The following is a 16,783-nucleotide window of genomic DNA, read 5'->3' as shown; positions in this document are numbered from 1 at the left end:
TCGAAGCCCGGCGCCGGGGTAAAGGTCACATCCCCCGCGGCATTGATCGATACGCTGCCCTGACTCGGGTCACGCAACGTCGCAGTGGTGAGTGTTGCACCGTCCGCGCCTTCAACGTCATTAGCCAGCACGTTGTAGGTGATCGGGGTGTCTTCCTGGATCTCGGCGGTATCGTCGAAGGCCTGAGGGGCATCATCGAGAATCGCGATATCGAGAAAGCCGCTGGTGGTGCTGCCATCGGTATCCGTGGCAGTGATCACGATGCTCTCTACAAGGCCGTCACCGGTGGCACCATCCGCGCTGTCATTATCGACCGGCGTGGTGAGCTCGAAGGTATAGCTGACGGTGCCACCCGTGGCACCTCCGGTATAACCGGTCAGCGTCAGGGTGCCATGAGGGGTATTGATAACCAGCGGATTACCGGCAAGTCCATTCAGCCGGTCCAGGCTGATCGGACCACTGGAGCCCACCGTAATGGAGGTCAAACCGTCGGGCGCACTGACCCCAAAGCTGCCACTGACGATACTGCCGGTAGCGGGCGAGCTACCTGAGGCAAGCCCGGACTCGCTGACGGTCTGCTCAGCGGATGCAAAGCCCACGGCTGCGCCGCCAGTGCCCACGGCACCGCCAGTGCCCCCCTGCGGACCGTCCAAGCCTGTCAACGTGACTGGTTCATCAACGTCGTCTGAACCGCCGCCCTCCTGCTGAGGAAGCTCGTCGTCTACTCGCTGGTAGCCATACTCGAAAGACAGCGGCGTCACTTCCTCAACAATACGCAGCAGACGCACGAAATCATGCCCGCCTTCAACCCCAGCGCCACCAGCAGCCCCCGCAGCCGGCGCTTCCAGGATATCCAGCAGATCCCCATCGCTTTCTTCCAGCAGCGCCAGCACCCTGGCGACGTCAGGGTCCTCGAGTACCAGCGCTTGCTCGCCTTCGCCACTGCCTTCAGCGATATCCTGAGTCAGCAGAATCTGAGCATTGCTCTCCATCTCGACCAGGGGCGCACCGTCCACCTGTTCGAGCCTGACGCGCGCCCCATTGCCGGTAATCACCACCTCGCCCTCGCGAAGCTGGTCACCCTCTGCCAGGGCTCTCAGGTTACCTTCTGCGTCACGGGCCCAAGCTTGACCAACAAGCTGAACAACGGTGGCAATGATCATAGGGGCGTCTCTCTATAGCATTTGGGGGCTGTATAATTTTTGGCGCACGCACACAGCTGTGCAGATACGACATTACATGCGCACGAGATATCTCAATACTGTACCAGAGGACAATGAGCTACCTCTTTTTCTCCACCACCCCGTCTTCCCCTTTTTCTCCTCCTATGCTATTGCTTTTTCACGCCTATTAGCGTGCTTACAAAAATATCCGCGTTATGAGAAAAGCCAGACCGCGCAAAAACTCCCCCGACCTCTGGTACTAGCTTGTTGGCTTGCCACACCGTCAGCGATGTCGCCTCCTGCATTTTTCGTGTACAACGCAGCGCACCACGTACAACAATTTATGTCTCGTGATACGGTTTCGGCTCGAATGCCAGGCCTTAGCGAGAAATCTGTGCGCATAAAAAAACGCGCCCCTGGGGGCGCGCCATTTTGGCCAAACCACGCGATGTACCGCGCGTTCAGTCGTTTTCTGATCACGTCATCGCCAGCACCAGGCCAACGACAGCGAGAGGATCACTGCTCCCGCATCTTCCATCCAAGGGTTTCGCCGGCACGCAGCGGCACCAGGCTCGTCCCTGCGCCGAAGGGCAGCTCGGCAGGCACCTGCCACTCGGTCTTGTCCAGGGTAATGCGATCTGCGTTGCGTGGCAGCCCATAAAAATCCGGGCCGTGGTGACTGGCAAAACCCTCGAGGCGGTCAAGCGCACCGGCCTGCTCGAATGCCGTCGCGTACAGCTCGATCGCGGTCAACGCTGTGTAAGCGCCGGCGCAACCGCAGTCGCTCTCCTTGTCGTGGCGAGCGTGAGGAGCGCTATCGGTGCCCAGGAAGAAGCTGGTGTCGCCAGAAGTCGCTGCCTCGATCAATGCCTCACGGTGACGCTCACGCTTGAGAATCGGCAGGCAGTAATAGTGAGGACGAATCCCGCCCACCAGCATGTGGTTGCGGTTATACAGCAAGTGATGGGCGGTGATGGTTGCCCCCACATTGGCCGGGGCCTGGGCCACAAAGCTCGCCGCATCGGCTGTAGTAATGTGCTCAAACACCACCTTGAGCTCAGGGTGGCGTGACAGCAGCGGCTTCATCACCCGGTCGATAAAGACCTTCTCCCGGTCAAAGATATCGATCTCGTGATCTGTCACCTCGCCATGCACCAGTAGCGGCATGCCCAGACGAGCCATGGTGGCCACCGCTTCGTCGCAATGCTTCAGATCGGTCACACCGGAATCAGAATTGGTGGTGGCTCCCGCCGGATACAGCTTGACCGCCTGTACCTTGCCGCTAGCCCAGGCCTGCTCGATATCTTCCGCCGTGGTGCGGTCGGTCAGATACAGCGTCATCAGCGGCTCGAACTGGCTACCTTGCGGCAACGCCGCCAGAATACGCTCGCGGTAGGCCAGCGCCTGCTCCAGCACTGTCACCGGCGGCTTGAGGTTGGGCATGATGATGGCACGCCCCATTTGGCGCGCGGTGTCCGCTACCACTGACTCAAGCGCGACGCCATCGCGCAGGTGAAGGTGCCAGTCATCCGGGCGGGTCAAGGTAATGGAAGTCACTTGTTGTCCTGTCATCGAGTGGTTCAAGGTCGGGCGCAGTATACCGCAAAGCGATCGACCTCCGCTCATCGCCACAAAAGCACGATATTTCGCGTATCATGCGCAAGTGTCTCCTGCGAGCACTATCCTGACAGGCGAAAGGCGCCGGCAGGACAGGCCGACACAAGACGCGGAACAAGGCAGTGGCCATCCAGATGGCCATGGAGAGTGAACGAGGCATTGAGGGCCAATCAATAGGCCTCGCCTGTCACCCAGGAACCCCCTGCGCCCCGTTTTTACCGACTAGCCCTAGCGAGAGCTCAATGCCCAAGGTACGTCACTACGCCGACCTGGTCGCCACCCTGGCGGGACTGATGTGGTTGATGCTGTATTGGTCGATCAGCGTATCACTGCATATCGATAGCGCCGAGCCGGCACTGGCTGCCCTGCTGATACTGGGCACCATGATCCTGCTGAGCTTTGTGCATCGCCCGGTGCGCGTCATGCTGAGCCGCTATCACGTGCGCAAGCGGCGCACCGAGATGTGGATGCATATTCTGGCGCTACCGCTGAACCTGGCATTTCTGTTTGCCATCGTCATAGATCACCTGATCACGCCCTTGAGCGGCGCGCAGAAAATGCTGCTGTTCAACGTCCTGGCCACCGCCAGCTGGTTGGTCTTTCTCGTCACCCTGCTGATGAAACTGCTGGCCAGGTCCATCGCTGAACGCCGCGGAGAGCGCAGCGATGACGACGCTGACAGCAACTCTGACGTGAGCGCTGCAAGCGCCAGCGCACTGCCCCCCACTTCCGGCGAATCAACAGCCACCGAACCGCAGAAAGACAACACCTGAACCCGCCGCTCACCATGACAACGCCACCTCACGCAGCCCTTGTGGGCTTTGCCCGGAAAGCGAGAGCCAAAGACGTAAGAACGGAAAGCGGTGAGAAGGAAGCGGTGAGAAGGAAACGGTAAGAAGAAAACAGGGCCACGGACATCGTGGCCCTTTTGCATTCTGAACAGGACAGCGTGTCAGAAACGATCGACCCTGAAGGGCGTCATGTCGATATCCGCCGCCTCTCCTTCGATCAGCTGGGTCAGCAGCTTGCCGGTGACAGGGCCCAGCGTGAAGCCCTGATGCCCATGACCACAGGCCAGCCACAGGCCATCCTGTCCCAGCACCGGGCCAATCACTGGCTTCATGTCTGGCGTGCAGGGCCTGGCACCCTTCCAGGGCGTGGACTCCAGCCGTTGTCCCAGCGGGAAGAGTTCCCTCGCCTTGCGCTCCGCCGCCTCCAGCTGGTCAAGGTGCGCCGGCGCCTCCAGCCGCTCCAGCTCTGCCCCGGTGGTCAAGCGCACGCCCTGGCGCATCGGCGCCAGCAGATAGCCGACCTCAGCGTCCATGACCCAGTGACCGAGCGCCCGCTCGTCGGGCTGGGCATAGTGCATGTGGTAACCGCGCTTGACGAACAGCGGAATCCTCAAGCCCAAGGCCGTCATCCACTCCTGCGTCCAAGGCCCCAGCGCCATGACCAGACCGTCAGCGTCCAGCTGGCGGCTGACTGCACCGCCACCCAGTGACACCCGCCAGGCTTGGCCAGTGCGCTCCACGGCGTCCACATTGGCCTGCACGATCTCGCCCCCGGACTCGACAAAGGCCCGTGCGTAAGCAGCGACCAGATCCCCCGGACTGGCCACCGTCCAGGGGTCCAGCCAGTGAATGGCCCCGGCCAGCCGCTTGCCGCTGTCGTTGCCAGCGCCGCTCGCCAGGCCGGGTTCCAGCTGGGCAAGCTCCGCTCTGTCGAGTCGCTTGAAGCGAATCCCGAAGCGCTGCGCATCGGCCTGAGCCTGGGCATACCGAGCCGTCAGTTCGGCCTCGCTGCGATACACCTCCAGCCAACCGTCGCGACGAATCAACTCCTCAGCGCCAGATGCCGCAATCATGGCGGCATGGGCGTCGATACAGCCTGAAATCAAGGACGCATACTCATGCACAATTCGCTCATACCGCGCCGGCGCTGAGTGCTGCCAGTACTTCAACAAGGTACCCGCGTTGGCCATCATCGCACCTGGGCGGTAGCGGATATCGATCTGCCGATTCGGAGCCACCCGCAGCAGCGTGCCGAGGTCGCGAGGAAACGCATAGGGCCGAACCGCCTCGCGCTGGATGATGCCGGCATTGCCATAGGACGTCTCACGCCCCGGCTCGCGACGGTCCACCAGGGTCACCTGATGACCTCGCTGACTCAGATGCCAAGCAACGGACACGCCCACCATCCCAGCACCCACTACCACCATCTTGCGCGACATCTGCGTCTCCTTGTCTCGACTCGCACTGGCTGAATCAGAAAACTTCACTATCCCTGGCAGCGTTCAACAGGATGATCCAGTGTACCTGTCAGGAAAGCCAGTCTCACCCACTATAGTTTCACCGACTGACGATAACGCGATCGACAGACCCTGCGAGCGACAGACCTGTAAACGACAGACTTGTGAACGAAAGACCCTGAAAGCAAAAGACCAAGCGCGCTTGAGCTTATCCACGCCGTCGCTGCTCAGGTTCGGTTGATGCAGGCGCCCGTCCGTTGATCACCGCGCCGCGGCGCGATTTTCCTCGGCGATACGGGTACGCACAAAATCGCCGTGGCTGACATGCAGCAACTCGGCCAGGGCACGGATGCGATGCTCTTCCAGGGCATCCTTCTCTCCATCGGCAAAGGCCAGCGCCCACATCTGCTGCACCAAGGCGACCCGCTCCTGATACCCGGTTCGGTCTCTCAGCTCACGCACAAAACGGTGATGGTCAACGGCCGTTTCCGCCTCCTGGCGGGCCAACGACATCAGCTCGTCCAACGCTGCCGGGTCCAGCTCGAAGCGCTGCTGCAGCTGCTCGCGCATCAGCGCGATCTCGCTGTCATCCATGCGATAGTCTGCCCGCACCACCTCACACAGCAGAACCGCCGTGGCCAAGGACAGGTCGACGTCTGTCTGGGCGTGTTCCGGCTGCGCCACATCGTTGATCCAATTCCTCAGGGAGGCCATCATCGTCATCGTTATCTCCTTGCCTTTACCACCATCTCAATGTCTTAGCAGGATACCGCCATGCCTCATCCGCTGCTGATCGTGTCACTCGCTGCCCTGATTGGCGCCATTGTTGCAGGCGTCGGGGCCTGGAAGGTGCGGGACGTCAACCGCTGGCCCAGCGCCCAGGTCACCGTCACCGACACCGGCGTCAGACTGGCCGAAGCACAGCGCCATCAGCGCGAGCGGGATGAACAGGCCAAGCGATATCTGGCACGCGTGGCCGTCGAAGGCCGACTCGAGGGTCGCCTTGTCACTTCCGACAACAGTGGCTTTGATGGCGTTCCCTCCTTCGAACGCCGCGAGGACGCCGAGGCCTATCTGGCCGCCTACCCCGTCGGCAGTCAGATAACGGTGCGCTACTCGCCTAGAGACCCGACCATCATCCACCTGGGCACGGCCAGCCTGCCCTGGGGACGCCTGGGCCTGGCGGGATTCCTGCTGATGGCAAGCCTAGGCGCCTTCGCGCTTTACACGACCAAGACCTGACCCTGGCAAGTCCCAGGCAATGATCGCAAGTGGCGGCTCAGGCTTCTGGCCGCCGAACCAGCAGGACCACCGGCGCGCAAAGCAGGTAGAGGGCACCCAGCCACAAGAAGATGTCATTGAACGCCAGTACCTGGGCTTCACGCGCCACCGTCTGCCCGACCAGCGCCAGCGCGCTCTGCTGCGGATCCGCCACATGACCGGCCAGCAAGCTCTCGTATCCCTGCAACCGCTCAAGCACGACACCACGCCCCTCATTTACTGCACCGATCAGCTGGCTCCAATGATAGTCCTCGCGGATGTCGCGAACGGTGTCCATCAGCGCCAGACCGACCGCCCCACCAAGGTTGCGCATGACGTTGAACAGCCCGCTGGCGTTGCCCACCTCTTCACGCGGCAAGGTCCCCAGCGCAATGCGCGAGGCCGGAATGATGCACAGGATCAGCCCCACCCCGCGCACGATCTGCGGCCAGAAGAACTGCTCGAACCCGGACTCTGACGTCAGGCAGGCGTTCATGATCGAGCCCACCCCCACCAGCACAAAGCCCACAAACATCAGCACGCGCAGGTCAACGCTGCCGGACAGCCGACCGGCCACGGGTGCGGTGAAGAACATCGCCACCCCGGTCACGAACATGACCTGACCGATCTGCAGGCTGGAAAATCCGCGCACATAGCCAAAAAACAGCGGCATCAGATAGACCAGCCCGTACAGGGCGATGCCGATCACAAATCCCTGGCCGGCGCCCAGCGCAAAGTTGCGGTTGGCGAACGCGTGCAGGCCCACAATCGGATACCGATGACGCAGCGTGCGCACAAAGAAGCCGATGGCGGCCAGGCCGCAGGTCAGCGAGAGCATCAGGATCAGGTGATCATCGAACCAGTCATCCCCGGGGCCCTCTTCCAGCACGTACTCAAGGCACCCCAGAAACACCGCCATCAGCGCCAGCCCCAGCACGTCCAGACGCCTGGCCGCGCTGCGGTCGCCCTTGTCGATATCCAAGAATCGCCACGCCGCCCAACTGACCAGCACACCTGGAATCACGTTAGCCAGAAACAGCCAATGCCAACTGGCGATCTCGGTGATGTAGCCCCCCACCGTGGGACCCACCGACGGCGCCATGGTCACCACCATGCCGATCACGGCCTGAACGGCGCCCATCATCCGACGCGGAAAGATCGAGAAGCTGATGGCGTGAGTGATCGGGATCATCGCCCCGCCAAGAAAGCCCTGCAGTGCCCGCAAGATGACCAGCTGTTCGATGCTGGTCGCCAGGGCGCATCCCAGGCTTGCCAGGGTGAAGCCGACGCTGGACAGCACAAAGGCCACCCGCGTCGAGAGAATCCGGGTCAGCATCCCGGACAGCGGAATCATGATGATCTCGGCGATCAGGTAGGACGTCTGGACCCAGGAGATCTCCTCACTGCTGGCGGCAACGCCGGCTTGAATCTCGTTCAGCGAGCTGGCCACGATCTGGATATCCAGAATCGCCATGAACATGCCGAATACCGCTGCAATAAAGCCAATACGCTGAGGCCAGGGGGGAAGTTCATCGGCGCCCGAAGGCGCCGCGGAGGCAAGCGCTGGGGACTGACTCACGCGCCTGGCCCTGCCAGCGTCGCCGCTACCGGCGGCGTCTGCTCACGCTCGGCCTGGTGCCGCGCGCCCAGGGGGTCACCGTCCAGGGAGCGGGTGTCGACTTCAGGCACCACAGACAGCCCCGCACGCAGTACTCCCAGTGCCTGCTCAGGCCCGGTCAGTCGAATCTTGACCGGCACCCGCTGCACGATCTTGTTGAAGTTGCCGGTGGCATTGTCCTGGGGCAGCAGACTGAACTGGGACCCCGTCGCTGGCGCCAGGCTGTCGACCACCCCCTCGAAATGCACCTGGGGATAGGCATCGACCGCCAGTCGCACCGGCTGACCAATGCGCATGCGCTCCGTCTGGGTCTCCTTGAAGTTCGCCACCACGTAGGCCGACTCGACCGGCACCAGGTGCATCAGCGTCAGCGAGGGCTGCGCCAGATCCCCGACCTCCGCGGTGATGGCACCGACAACGCCATCGCGCGGGGCCCGCAACGTCGCCTTTGACAGCTGGTGTCGGGCGACCTCCACTGCCGCCTGTGCGGATACGACACGCGCCTGCGCCGCCTGTTCGTCGGCCAGCGCAACGTCCAGCTGTCGCTGGGCCGAGGTCAGTGCCGCCCGGCGTGCCGCCAGGGTAGCCGCGGCCACGTTGACGCTGGCTTCATCGTCCTGCTGTTGCTGCTCCGAGGCGTACTGGCGTGACGCCAGCGAGCGCGAGCGCTCCAGATGACGAAGCGCCTGAGCATGCTGCGCCTCGGCAGAAACCACCTGGGCCTGCGCCTCTTCGATGGCCGCACGCTGTCGTTCGATCTGTCGGCTGGCCTGGACCTGCTGGGAACGAGCCACCTGCTGGTCCGCCAGGGCCTGGGCCAGCTGCTGCTTGACGTCGGTGTCATCCAGCTTCACCAGAACATCACCAGCGCGCACCTGCTGGTTATCCATCACCGGCAATTCCCGGATCAACGCCGATAGTTCAGCGCGCAGACTGACCGCATCCGCATGCACATAGGCATTATCCGTCTCTTCCAGGTAACGGCCCGTCGACCACCAGCTCTTGCCCCACCAGATCAGCGCCACCAAGGCCATCAGCCCGGCCAGTGCCACGATTGCCTTCTTGCCACGCGTCATCTCGTCCCCCACGTACCTTGTCTTACGCTTGTCTGGTTGCCGCCTGTGTCGACCCACGCGCTTCGTCATCGAAGCACCGGGAGGGGGCAGCAAGGCGCGGCCCTGGACAGCGCAAATTCATGAACCGCATTAGTGTAGCGCATGCTACACTTTTACGTCGCGGTGCTTTTTGCGTCGATCACCCCGCTGCTGTCTGCGGTGGCTGGGCCATTCGCCAGCATCGGCATCGGTAACATCAACAACAGCAGCAACATGGGCGAGGTCCGCAACACCGGGGCTTGTACCGCAGCACGAAACGGGGAAAGGAAGCGGGGCAATGAAGCGGATATCAGTACGCCGGTGTAAGTCAGCAGGTATAGGCAAGCAGGTAACGTAAGCAGAACCCAGCCATCGGACGGCGGGGGACCATCAGCAAGAGGACGAGCAGATGTCGGCCAACGACTCAGCCCATCAGGGCTTTACCCCCCGAGGAGAAGCCCGCAGACAGCGCCTGCTGGCAGCCGCCAGGGAGGTCTTTCTCGAAAAGGGATACGCCGGTGCCAGCGTCAACGATATCGTGGCCCGAGCGGGAGGGTCGCTGAGCACGCTCTACAAGCTGTTCGGCAACAAGGAAGGGTTGTTCGTGGCGTCGATGGAGGCCCAGGCCTCCAGCGTGTGGAGTCGCCTGGGTCAGGCCGGGGAGCGACCGCCGGAAGAGGTGCTGACGGAACTCGCCCGAGACCTCATGGACCTGGCCCTGCCCGCCGCCAACATCCGCCTGATTCGTGGCATCGCTGCCGAGGCCGAACGCGCCCCGGATCTTGGCGCACTGTTTCTCGACCACGGCCCCGACCGCACCCGCCGCGAACTGGCCGACTACCTCAACGCCCAGCATCAGCGAGGTCGACTGACGGTCAAGGACCCGCGCGCCGCCGCCGGTATCTTTACCGGCATGGTACTGGGCGAGTGGATGCTCGACTCCCTGGTGGGTCGCCCGCCCCAGCTCGATGCCCAGGCCAGGGACGAGCGCGCTCGCCTGTGCACCCAGCTGTTCCTCGGCGGGCTCGGCGGGCAGTAAGTCCCGGGGTCAATCGTTACCGATGGCCGGTCCATAATCCGCGGCGCTGAAGATCTTCCATTCGCCGGCACGTCGACGCTTGAGGCCAGCCAGCACCTGACCACCTGCTCGATTCCACGCAAGCCAGGCGTCTTCAAGCGTGGCATAGGGCGTCTCCACAGTGGGATCACATAGCATGCTGGCCAGGGAGGAGCGGCTAAAAGCGCCCACGCCAATATTGAACGCCAGCAGCACCATGGCATCGAACTGATGCTGCCCGAGCCCCGACGCCCCGACCCAGGGGCGACACGCTTCCAGCCGCGCCAGCACGCCCTGCTCGATGTCCTGGAGATCTCGACGCAGCAGCGAATCCGCCCAGTTCAGGTCGATCCCCCGAGCAAACCGAGACCACTGCCCCTCCTCGATCAGGTGGCCGACGCCAATGGTGGCGCCGGGCTGCCACTCATCGATCGTCTCACCGGTGAGGTCGTGATAGGGCAACAGGCGGCAGCCTTCCGCGTCGATCAACCATCGCCGGCCACGCGGGCTCAGCCTGCTGGGGGGCGGCTGAATGTACGCCGCCAGCTCGTCATATAGCGATAGCGGCCAGCTACGGCTGCCCTCCTTGTCATCACTACCGGCCTCATCGTGGCGACCGGTGTAGGCGACGTCCTTTTGCCCGCGCCCTTCACTACTCCCTGCCTGGGTGACCATGGCATCCTCCTGCGCACTTCATTCCGTGAAGCCATGTCCCGCAGGGTGACAGTCAACGACGTCAGCCATCCCGACTCAGGACAAGGTTATGTAACGGCACGGCGCCGATATGTCCGGTGCCCGCCCCAGATCAACCCCACTGGCCTCGGCAGGAACGTGCGCGCAGCGAGATCTCAGGTGGACGGATCTCGGCTAGGCAACGCCATCGGCCGCTTGCCCCCAGCGATACAGGAACAAGGCATAGGCCCGCAGGGTATGACGAATGGACGCAATCTCCACCCGCTCATCCACGCCATGGATGCGCTCGGCCACGGGGCCATAGCACGTGCCAGAGATACCATGGCGGTTCAACGCTCTCAGGTCGGTGGTGCAGGTCAATGCCACCGACGGCAATGCTTCACCGGTCAGGGCCCGATGACAGTCCGCCAGCAGCGCCACGCCCGGATGATCCAGGTTGACCTGGTGCCCCTCGGAGCGGAACCCGTGAAAACTGACCTCCGGTGCCGAAATCCCAGACCCCATGCCCTCTCGCGCGGCGTCGACGCACTGGCGCACCTTGTCCATGATCTCCTCCGCTGCCACCCCCGGCGGAAAACCGATACGCCCTTCCAGGGTGGCATGACAGGGCACGCTGGAGGCCCAGTTGCCGCCTTCGATGCGGCCAATGTTCAAGTTGAACGGGTGCTCGACGGCGTCATAGGGTGCCGCGCGCCCGGCATTCAGCTCGGCTTCCAGCGCCTTGAGCGGCGCGATCACCGCCTGGATGGCCTCGATCGCATTACTGCCCGCAGAGGTGTCCAGCACGTGGGCCGGCACCCCTTCCAGCGTCACCTTGAACCACAGGGTCCCGACCTGGGCGGTGGTCAGCGTGGCGCCAAAGGGTTCTGGAATCAGGGCGAAATCCCCCCGTCCATCCCGCGCCAGGCAGGCCAGCGCCCCGTGACCGGTACACTCTTCCTCGATGACCGCCTGCAGCGTGAGCGGAAAGCGGATATCGAATCCTGCCCGCTGCATGGCGGTCACCGCGGTGACCATGGCGGCAATGCCCGCCTTCATGTCACCGGCGCCGCGTCCGTAGAGCCAGCCATCCTGCTGCCACGGCTCCCACGGCGACCTAGTCCACATCGACACAGGCTCCGCGGGGACCACGTCCAGATGCCCGTTGAAGATCAGGTGCGGCCGCTGAGACGTACCGTTGATCACCGACACCAGGTTGTAGCGATCGTCAGCAGCGCCTGGCGGAGAATCCGGCAGCGGCACCCGCTCCACCGTCAGGCCCATGCCCAGCAGGTGCTGTTCCATCACCTGCAAGACACCGGTTTCAGCCCCCAGCACGCTGTATTCGCGCACCAGATCCGACGTCAGGGCCAAGGTGTCGGGCATCAGTTCGTCACACACATCGAGCAGCCGCTGCTCGTTGGCGTCCAGCGCCTCAGTAGACAATAGGGGCGTTGTCATTGGCGGAAGTATCCAAGGTTGAGATGAGTGTCGAAGCGGCCAGGCCGGTGCCGATGATCCATCTCGCACACCAGTTATGCACTTTCGTGCAGGATGGACACAAGCCTGTGGAACCGCGGAATTAGCAGGGATTGATCTACATCAATCTCACTGGTGGTTGTTTGAGTGGTTGACGCTGCTGTGGCCGTCGGCGAGGCGCTCGATCACGGAATCACGCGCCACACCAATGTGATAGTCGACCTCTTCGCGGCAACGCTCCGGGTCGCCACTGCGCAGGGCATCCAGCAGACGCCAGTGCGACGCCGCGATGCTCTCCGGGGTGTCGTGCGTGCGAGTGATCAGCGTGATACACAGCCGCAGCTCGAAGCTAAGGTCGTCAAAGGCACGCAGCAGGCGGGGGTTGCCGGCAAGCTCGAAAACTCGCCGGTGAAAGGCAATATCTTCCTCGATCTTGGCACTCTCATCGTGACCCGAGGCGACGTCACACAATCGTTCGATCTGCTGCTTGAGGCTCTGCTCGATGTCCTCATCAAAACGCAGCATCACCCGCTCGAAAGCGTGTCGCTCAAGACCGATGCGCAGGTCGAAGACATCGTTGAGCTCCGCCACATCCAGACTACGCACAAAGAAGCCACGTCGTGGCCGTGACACCAGCAACCCGCGGCTTTCCAGCAACCTGGCGGCCTCGCGCACCGGCGCACGACTGATGCCCAGCTCGCTGGCCAGTCCGGCTTCTGACAGTCGCTCCCCCGGCGCAAAGCGCGCCGCCAGAATCGACTCGGTCAGGTAATCCACCACCTGATCCACCAGGTTGCGTTGAATCACGAAGGGGGCGGGGTAGGCATCTGAAGGCATGGTCATCCTTTGCGTTGAAGCGTGGGCCTTGGCCCAGGAAGCTGGCACAGCGGGTACCGTACCGACCCAGTATGCACGGAGTCGCCCATCAACAACAGTCGATTGACGACTGTCGACAGTTTGGATCAGCACTGCTAGGTTCTAGAACAGCCACTGACAACAATCGCTCATAACAACTGCTAACAAGGTGCCCCATGTCTGCGACGTCTCGCCGCTTCGCCGTTCCCCTCATCACCTCGACGCTGGTGTCTCTGGGACTGGCCGCCACCCTGCCCGCCTCCTCGGCACTGGCCCAGGACACGACCGACAGCTCGTCGGCACAGCCCCAGCGCGGTGGTGTCATCGACACCATTATTCAGCCGGAGCCCCCCGGCCTGGTGCTGGGCATGATCCAGAACGCGCCCACGCGCACCGTGGCGGGGAACATCTACGAGGGGTTGCTGCGCTACTCCACCGATATGGAGCCGATGCCGCAGCTGGCCAAACGCTGGGACGTCAGCGAAGACGGCCTGACCTACACCTTCTACCTGCAGGAAAACGCCAAGTGGCATGACGGCGAGGCCTTCACCGCAGACGATGTGGTGTTCTCTGCCGACGTCTTCCACCGGGAGCTCAATCCCAGCGCCCGCGCCGTGCTGGAGCACGTGGAGAGCATCGAGGCGACCGACGAGCACACCGTGGTGTTCACCCTGAAGAAACCCTTCGGCCCCTTCCTGATCTCCTTCGAGGCAGGCACCTTCACCATGGTGCCGGAGCACATCTACGCGGGCACCGACTTCCGCAATAACGACGCCAACAATCACCCCATCGGCACCGGCCCCTTCCAGTTCGACAGCTGGGACCGTGGCACCGTGATCAAGCTCACCCGCTTCGACGACTACTACGAAGAGGGCCTGCCCTACCTGGACGGGATCAACTGGCACATCATTCCCGACGGCGCCTCCCGTGCGGTCGCCTACGAGAACGGCACCGTGGATGTGCTGCCCTACGGAACGGTAGAGAACTTCGACGTGCCCCGGCTGACCGCCATGGACAACACCTGCGTGACGGACAAGGGCCACGAGTACTTCAGTCCCTTCGCCATGCTGTGGATGAACAACCGCGAAGGACCGACCGCCGACAAGCGCTTCCGTCAGGCAGTGATGTACGCCCTGGACCGCGAGTTCGCCCGTGACGTGCTGTGGAATGGCACCGGCCAGGTACCGGCAGGTCCCTTCGGCTCCAACGCCAAGTTCAACGACCCAGATCTTGAAGGCTACGCCTACGACCCCGACAAGGCCGAGCAGCTGCTGGACGAGATGGGCTACGACGGCGAAGAGGTACGCCTGCTGCCGATGCCCTACGGCGAGACCTGGAGTCGCTGGGCCGAAGCCGTGCAGCAAAACCTCAAGGAAGTCGGCATCAATGTGCGCACCGAGGCGACCGACGTCGGTGGCTGGAACCAGCGCCTGGGCGAGCGCGACTACGACCTGGCCTTCACCTACCTGTATCAGTACGGCGATCCGGCGCTCGGAATCTCGCGCACCTACCTGTCGACCAACGCCGAGAAAGGCTCGCCCTGGAACAACGTGGAAGGCTACCAGAACCCCGAGGTCGATGAGCTGTTCAACAGTGCCGCCACCGCCTACCCGGACAGCGAGCGCGAGCGCCTCTACCACGAAGTGCAACGCATCCTGCTGGAGGACGCTCCCCTGGGCTGGCTGCTCGAGCTCGGCTTCCCCACCATCTACCGCTGCAATGTCAATGACCTGGTGACGTCGGCGGTGGGCGTCAATGACGGTTTCAAGGACGCCTGGATCGCCGACTGATCGCCGATCGATACCCCCACCGGGCCGACGACCTGCTCGTCGGCCCGGTGGTTGGCCAGATTCCCGACCAGATGACGGGGTCGCCCGCGGCCCCGAATGACTGCGCGAGAACCCATCATGCTTTACGCCCGACTTATTGTGTCGCGCCTGATCAAGGCAGCCGTCGTGCTGCTGATGATCGTCGTGTTCAACTTCGTGCTGATCCAGCTCGCCCCCGGCGACCCCGCCGCCATCCTCGCGGGTGAAGCCGGCGCCGCGGACGAGGCCTTCATCGCCCAGCTACGCGAGCGCTTCGGCCTGGACCAGCCCATGTACGTTCAGCTGTGGCACTACGTGTCCGGCATCCTGACCCTGGACTTCGGTTACTCCTATCGCCAGCAGATGCCGGTACTGGACCTGATTATGGATCGCCTGCCAGCCACCCTGCTGCTGACCGGCACCGCCTTTGTGCTATCGCTGGGCCTGGGTATCCTGGCCGGCTCCATGGCCGCCATGCGGGTCAAGAAGGCCTCGGGCTCCTTGATCATGGCCCTGGCGCTGCTGTTCTACGCCACACCGCTGTTCTGGGTAGCGCTGATGGCGGTGGTGCTGTTCTCGGTGTACCTGGACTGGCTGCCCGCCTACGGCATGTTCACCGTAGGTGCCAATCTGGAGGGGCTGGCCTACGCCCTCGATGTAGCCAAGCACCTGGTCCTGCCAGCCACCACGCTGGGCCTGTTCTTCATGGCCATCTACACCCGCATGACCCGGGCCTCGATGCTCGACGCCGCCCAGCAGGATTTCGTCAAGACCGCCCGGGCCAAGGGCCTGGCGCCGCGGGTTATCCAGCGTCGTCACATCCTGCGTAACGCACTGCTGCCGATCATCACCCTGGCCGGGCTACAGGCCGGACAGATGGTAGGCGGCGCGATCCTCACCGAGACCGTGTTCGCCTGGCCCGGCATCGGCCGCCTGATGTACGAGGCACTGATGCAACGCGACTACAACCTGCTGCTGGGCATCTTCTTCTTTTCTGCCGCCCTGGTGATCCTGTTCAACATCCTTACTGATCTCGTCTATCGCCTGGCGGATCCACGTATCAAGGGGGCTGCCGCATGACGTTCTTTGCCCGTTTTGCCCAGAACCGAGGCGCCCTGGTGGGCCTGCTGATCCTGTGGGCGATCATCCTGATGGCGGTACTCGCCCCGCTACTGTTTCCGGAATCACCCTGGCGCATGGTCCAGCGTCCGTTTCTGCCGCCCATGGCCCAGGAAGGCTTCTGGCTCGGCACCGATACCATGGGACGCAACGTTGCAGCCGGGCTGATGCACGGTGCCTGGGTGTCGCTGTTGATCGGCCTGGTCTCCACCGCGGTGGCCCTGGCCATCGGCGTGCCCCTGGGCGCCATTGCCGGCTACTACGGTGGCTGGGTCGACGATGCGCTGATGCGCTTCACCGAGTTCTTCCAGACCATTCCCAACTTCGCCCTGGCCATCGTCCTGGTGGCGATCATGCAGCCCAGCGTGACCTCCATCGTGCTGGCCATTGCCATCGTCAGCTGGCCACCGGTGGCGCGCCTGGTGCGTGCGGAATTCATGTCCCTGCGCCAGCGCGAATACGTGGAGGCTGCGCGCCTGGTCGGCCAGAGCAACCTGCAGATCATGCTGCGGCAGATCCTGCCCAACACCCTGTCGCCCATCATCGTGCTGGCGTCGCTGATGGTCGCCACCGCGATCCTGCTGGAGTCGTCGCTGTCCTTCCTCGGTCTCGGAGATCCCAACGTGATGTCCTGGGGCTACATGATCGGCGCCGCACGCACGGTGATTCGTCAGGCCTGGTGGCTATCGTTCTTCCCTGGCCTGGCGATCCTGCTCACGGTGCTCGCCCTCAACCTGGTGGGCGAGGGACTGGACGACGCCCTCAACCCCAAACTGGCTCGGGAGCGCTGAAC

The 16,783-nt window shown here is 63.1% G+C and carries 16 protein-coding genes; 7 read left to right on the top strand and 9 right to left on the bottom strand.

The genetic code is table 11. From position 1 onward, the window contains the following. A partial coding sequence (locus KUW18_RS13990) for a retention module-containing protein (protein WP_222561684.1) occupies positions 1–1,163 on the bottom strand: 1,163 nt, incomplete at its 3' end. Positions 1,164–1,679: 516 nt separating this feature from the next. Further along, the gene (gene pyrC, locus KUW18_RS13985) at positions 1,680–2,720 is read right to left on the bottom strand and encodes a dihydroorotase (RefSeq protein ID WP_222561683.1); all 1,041 of its coding nucleotides are present in this window, start codon (positions 2,718–2,720) and stop codon (positions 1,680–1,682) included. Positions 2,721–3,022: 302 nt separating this feature from the next. Here pyrC and KUW18_RS13980 point away from each other — a divergent pair, with 302 nt between their 5' ends. Then, positions 3,023–3,553, top strand: coding sequence for a hypothetical protein (locus KUW18_RS13980; RefSeq protein WP_315900671.1), 531 nt, complete (start codon positions 3,023–3,025; stop codon positions 3,551–3,553). Between the two features lie 179 nt (positions 3,554–3,732). Here KUW18_RS13980 and KUW18_RS13975 read toward each other — a convergent pair whose 3' ends face one another. Continuing rightward, positions 3,733–5,058: an NAD(P)/FAD-dependent oxidoreductase gene (locus KUW18_RS13975; RefSeq protein WP_222561682.1), complete on the bottom strand. Its 1,326-nt coding sequence runs from the start codon at positions 5,056–5,058 to the stop codon at positions 3,733–3,735. Positions 5,059–5,289: 231 nt separating this feature from the next. Continuing rightward, positions 5,290–5,751 (bottom strand): TerB family tellurite resistance protein, encoded by a 462-nt coding sequence (locus KUW18_RS13970; protein WP_261396681.1) that lies wholly within the window; start codon positions 5,749–5,751, stop codon positions 5,290–5,292. 51 nt (positions 5,752–5,802) lie between these two features. Between KUW18_RS13970 and KUW18_RS13965 the strand changes: the two genes are divergently transcribed. Then, a complete protein-coding gene (locus KUW18_RS13965; RefSeq protein WP_222561681.1) occupies positions 5,803–6,270 on the top strand; it encodes a DUF3592 domain-containing protein in 468 nt (155 codons plus the stop codon). Between the two features lie 37 nt (positions 6,271–6,307). Here KUW18_RS13965 and KUW18_RS13960 read toward each other — a convergent pair whose 3' ends face one another. Together KUW18_RS13960 and KUW18_RS13955 are read right to left on the bottom strand one after the other, a co-directional pair. Then, a complete protein-coding gene (locus KUW18_RS13960; protein ID WP_224852023.1) occupies positions 6,308–7,867 on the bottom strand; it encodes a DHA2 family efflux MFS transporter permease subunit in 1,560 nt (519 codons plus the stop codon). Beyond that, the gene (locus KUW18_RS13955) at positions 7,864–8,982 is read right to left on the bottom strand and encodes an HlyD family secretion protein (protein ID WP_222485675.1); all 1,119 of its coding nucleotides are present in this window, start codon (positions 8,980–8,982) and stop codon (positions 7,864–7,866) included. Before KUW18_RS13955 ends, KUW18_RS13960 begins: the two co-directional genes overlap by 4 nt. Before the next feature lie 141 nt (positions 8,983–9,123). Here KUW18_RS13955 and KUW18_RS13950 point away from each other — a divergent pair, with 141 nt between their 5' ends. Together KUW18_RS13950 and KUW18_RS13945 are read left to right on the top strand one after the other, a co-directional pair. Beyond that, complete coding sequence (locus KUW18_RS13950) at positions 9,124–9,327, top strand: hypothetical protein (protein ID WP_222561680.1); 204 nt, start codon at positions 9,124–9,126, stop codon at positions 9,325–9,327. An 82-nt stretch (positions 9,328–9,409) separates the two neighbouring features. Then, positions 9,410–10,039 carry a TetR/AcrR family transcriptional regulator gene (locus tag KUW18_RS13945; protein WP_206938071.1) on the top strand — a complete coding sequence of 210 codons (630 nt, stop codon included), beginning with the start codon at positions 9,410–9,412 and terminating at the stop codon, positions 10,037–10,039. A gap of 9 nt (positions 10,040–10,048) precedes the next feature. Here KUW18_RS13945 and KUW18_RS13940 read toward each other — a convergent pair whose 3' ends face one another. From KUW18_RS13940 to KUW18_RS13930, 3 genes are all read right to left on the bottom strand, one after another. Next, the gene (locus tag KUW18_RS13940; protein ID WP_222561679.1) at positions 10,049–10,732 is read right to left on the bottom strand and encodes a lysozyme; all 684 of its coding nucleotides are present in this window, start codon (positions 10,730–10,732) and stop codon (positions 10,049–10,051) included. A gap of 192 nt (positions 10,733–10,924) precedes the next feature. After that, positions 10,925–12,190, bottom strand: a complete 1,266-nt coding sequence (locus KUW18_RS13935) for an ArgE/DapE family deacylase (protein WP_222561678.1) — start codon at positions 12,188–12,190, stop codon at positions 10,925–10,927. Between the two features lie 147 nt (positions 12,191–12,337). Beyond that, positions 12,338–13,045, bottom strand: a complete 708-nt coding sequence (locus KUW18_RS13930; protein ID WP_308126708.1) for a GntR family transcriptional regulator — start codon at positions 13,043–13,045, stop codon at positions 12,338–12,340. A gap of 194 nt (positions 13,046–13,239) precedes the next feature. Between KUW18_RS13930 and KUW18_RS13925 the strand changes: the two genes are divergently transcribed. From KUW18_RS13925 to KUW18_RS13915, 3 genes are all read left to right on the top strand, one after another. Then, positions 13,240–14,853, top strand: coding sequence for an ABC transporter substrate-binding protein (locus tag KUW18_RS13925; RefSeq protein WP_222561677.1), 1,614 nt, complete (start codon positions 13,240–13,242; stop codon positions 14,851–14,853). Between the two features lie 117 nt (positions 14,854–14,970). Then, complete coding sequence (locus KUW18_RS13920; RefSeq protein WP_206938052.1) at positions 14,971–15,951, top strand: ABC transporter permease; 981 nt, start codon at positions 14,971–14,973, stop codon at positions 15,949–15,951. After that, the gene (locus KUW18_RS13915; protein WP_206938050.1) at positions 15,948–16,781 is read left to right on the top strand and encodes an ABC transporter permease; all 834 of its coding nucleotides are present in this window, start codon (positions 15,948–15,950) and stop codon (positions 16,779–16,781) included. Before KUW18_RS13920 ends, KUW18_RS13915 begins: the two co-directional genes overlap by 4 nt. The last annotated feature ends 2 nt before the right edge of the window (positions 16,782–16,783 follow it).

The organism is Halomonas sp. DP5Y7-2, from assembly GCF_019802025.1.
Lineage (GTDB): Bacteria > Pseudomonadota > Gammaproteobacteria > Pseudomonadales > Halomonadaceae > Halomonas > Halomonas litopenaei_A.
This window is presented reverse-complemented; position numbering and strand designations above follow the sequence as displayed.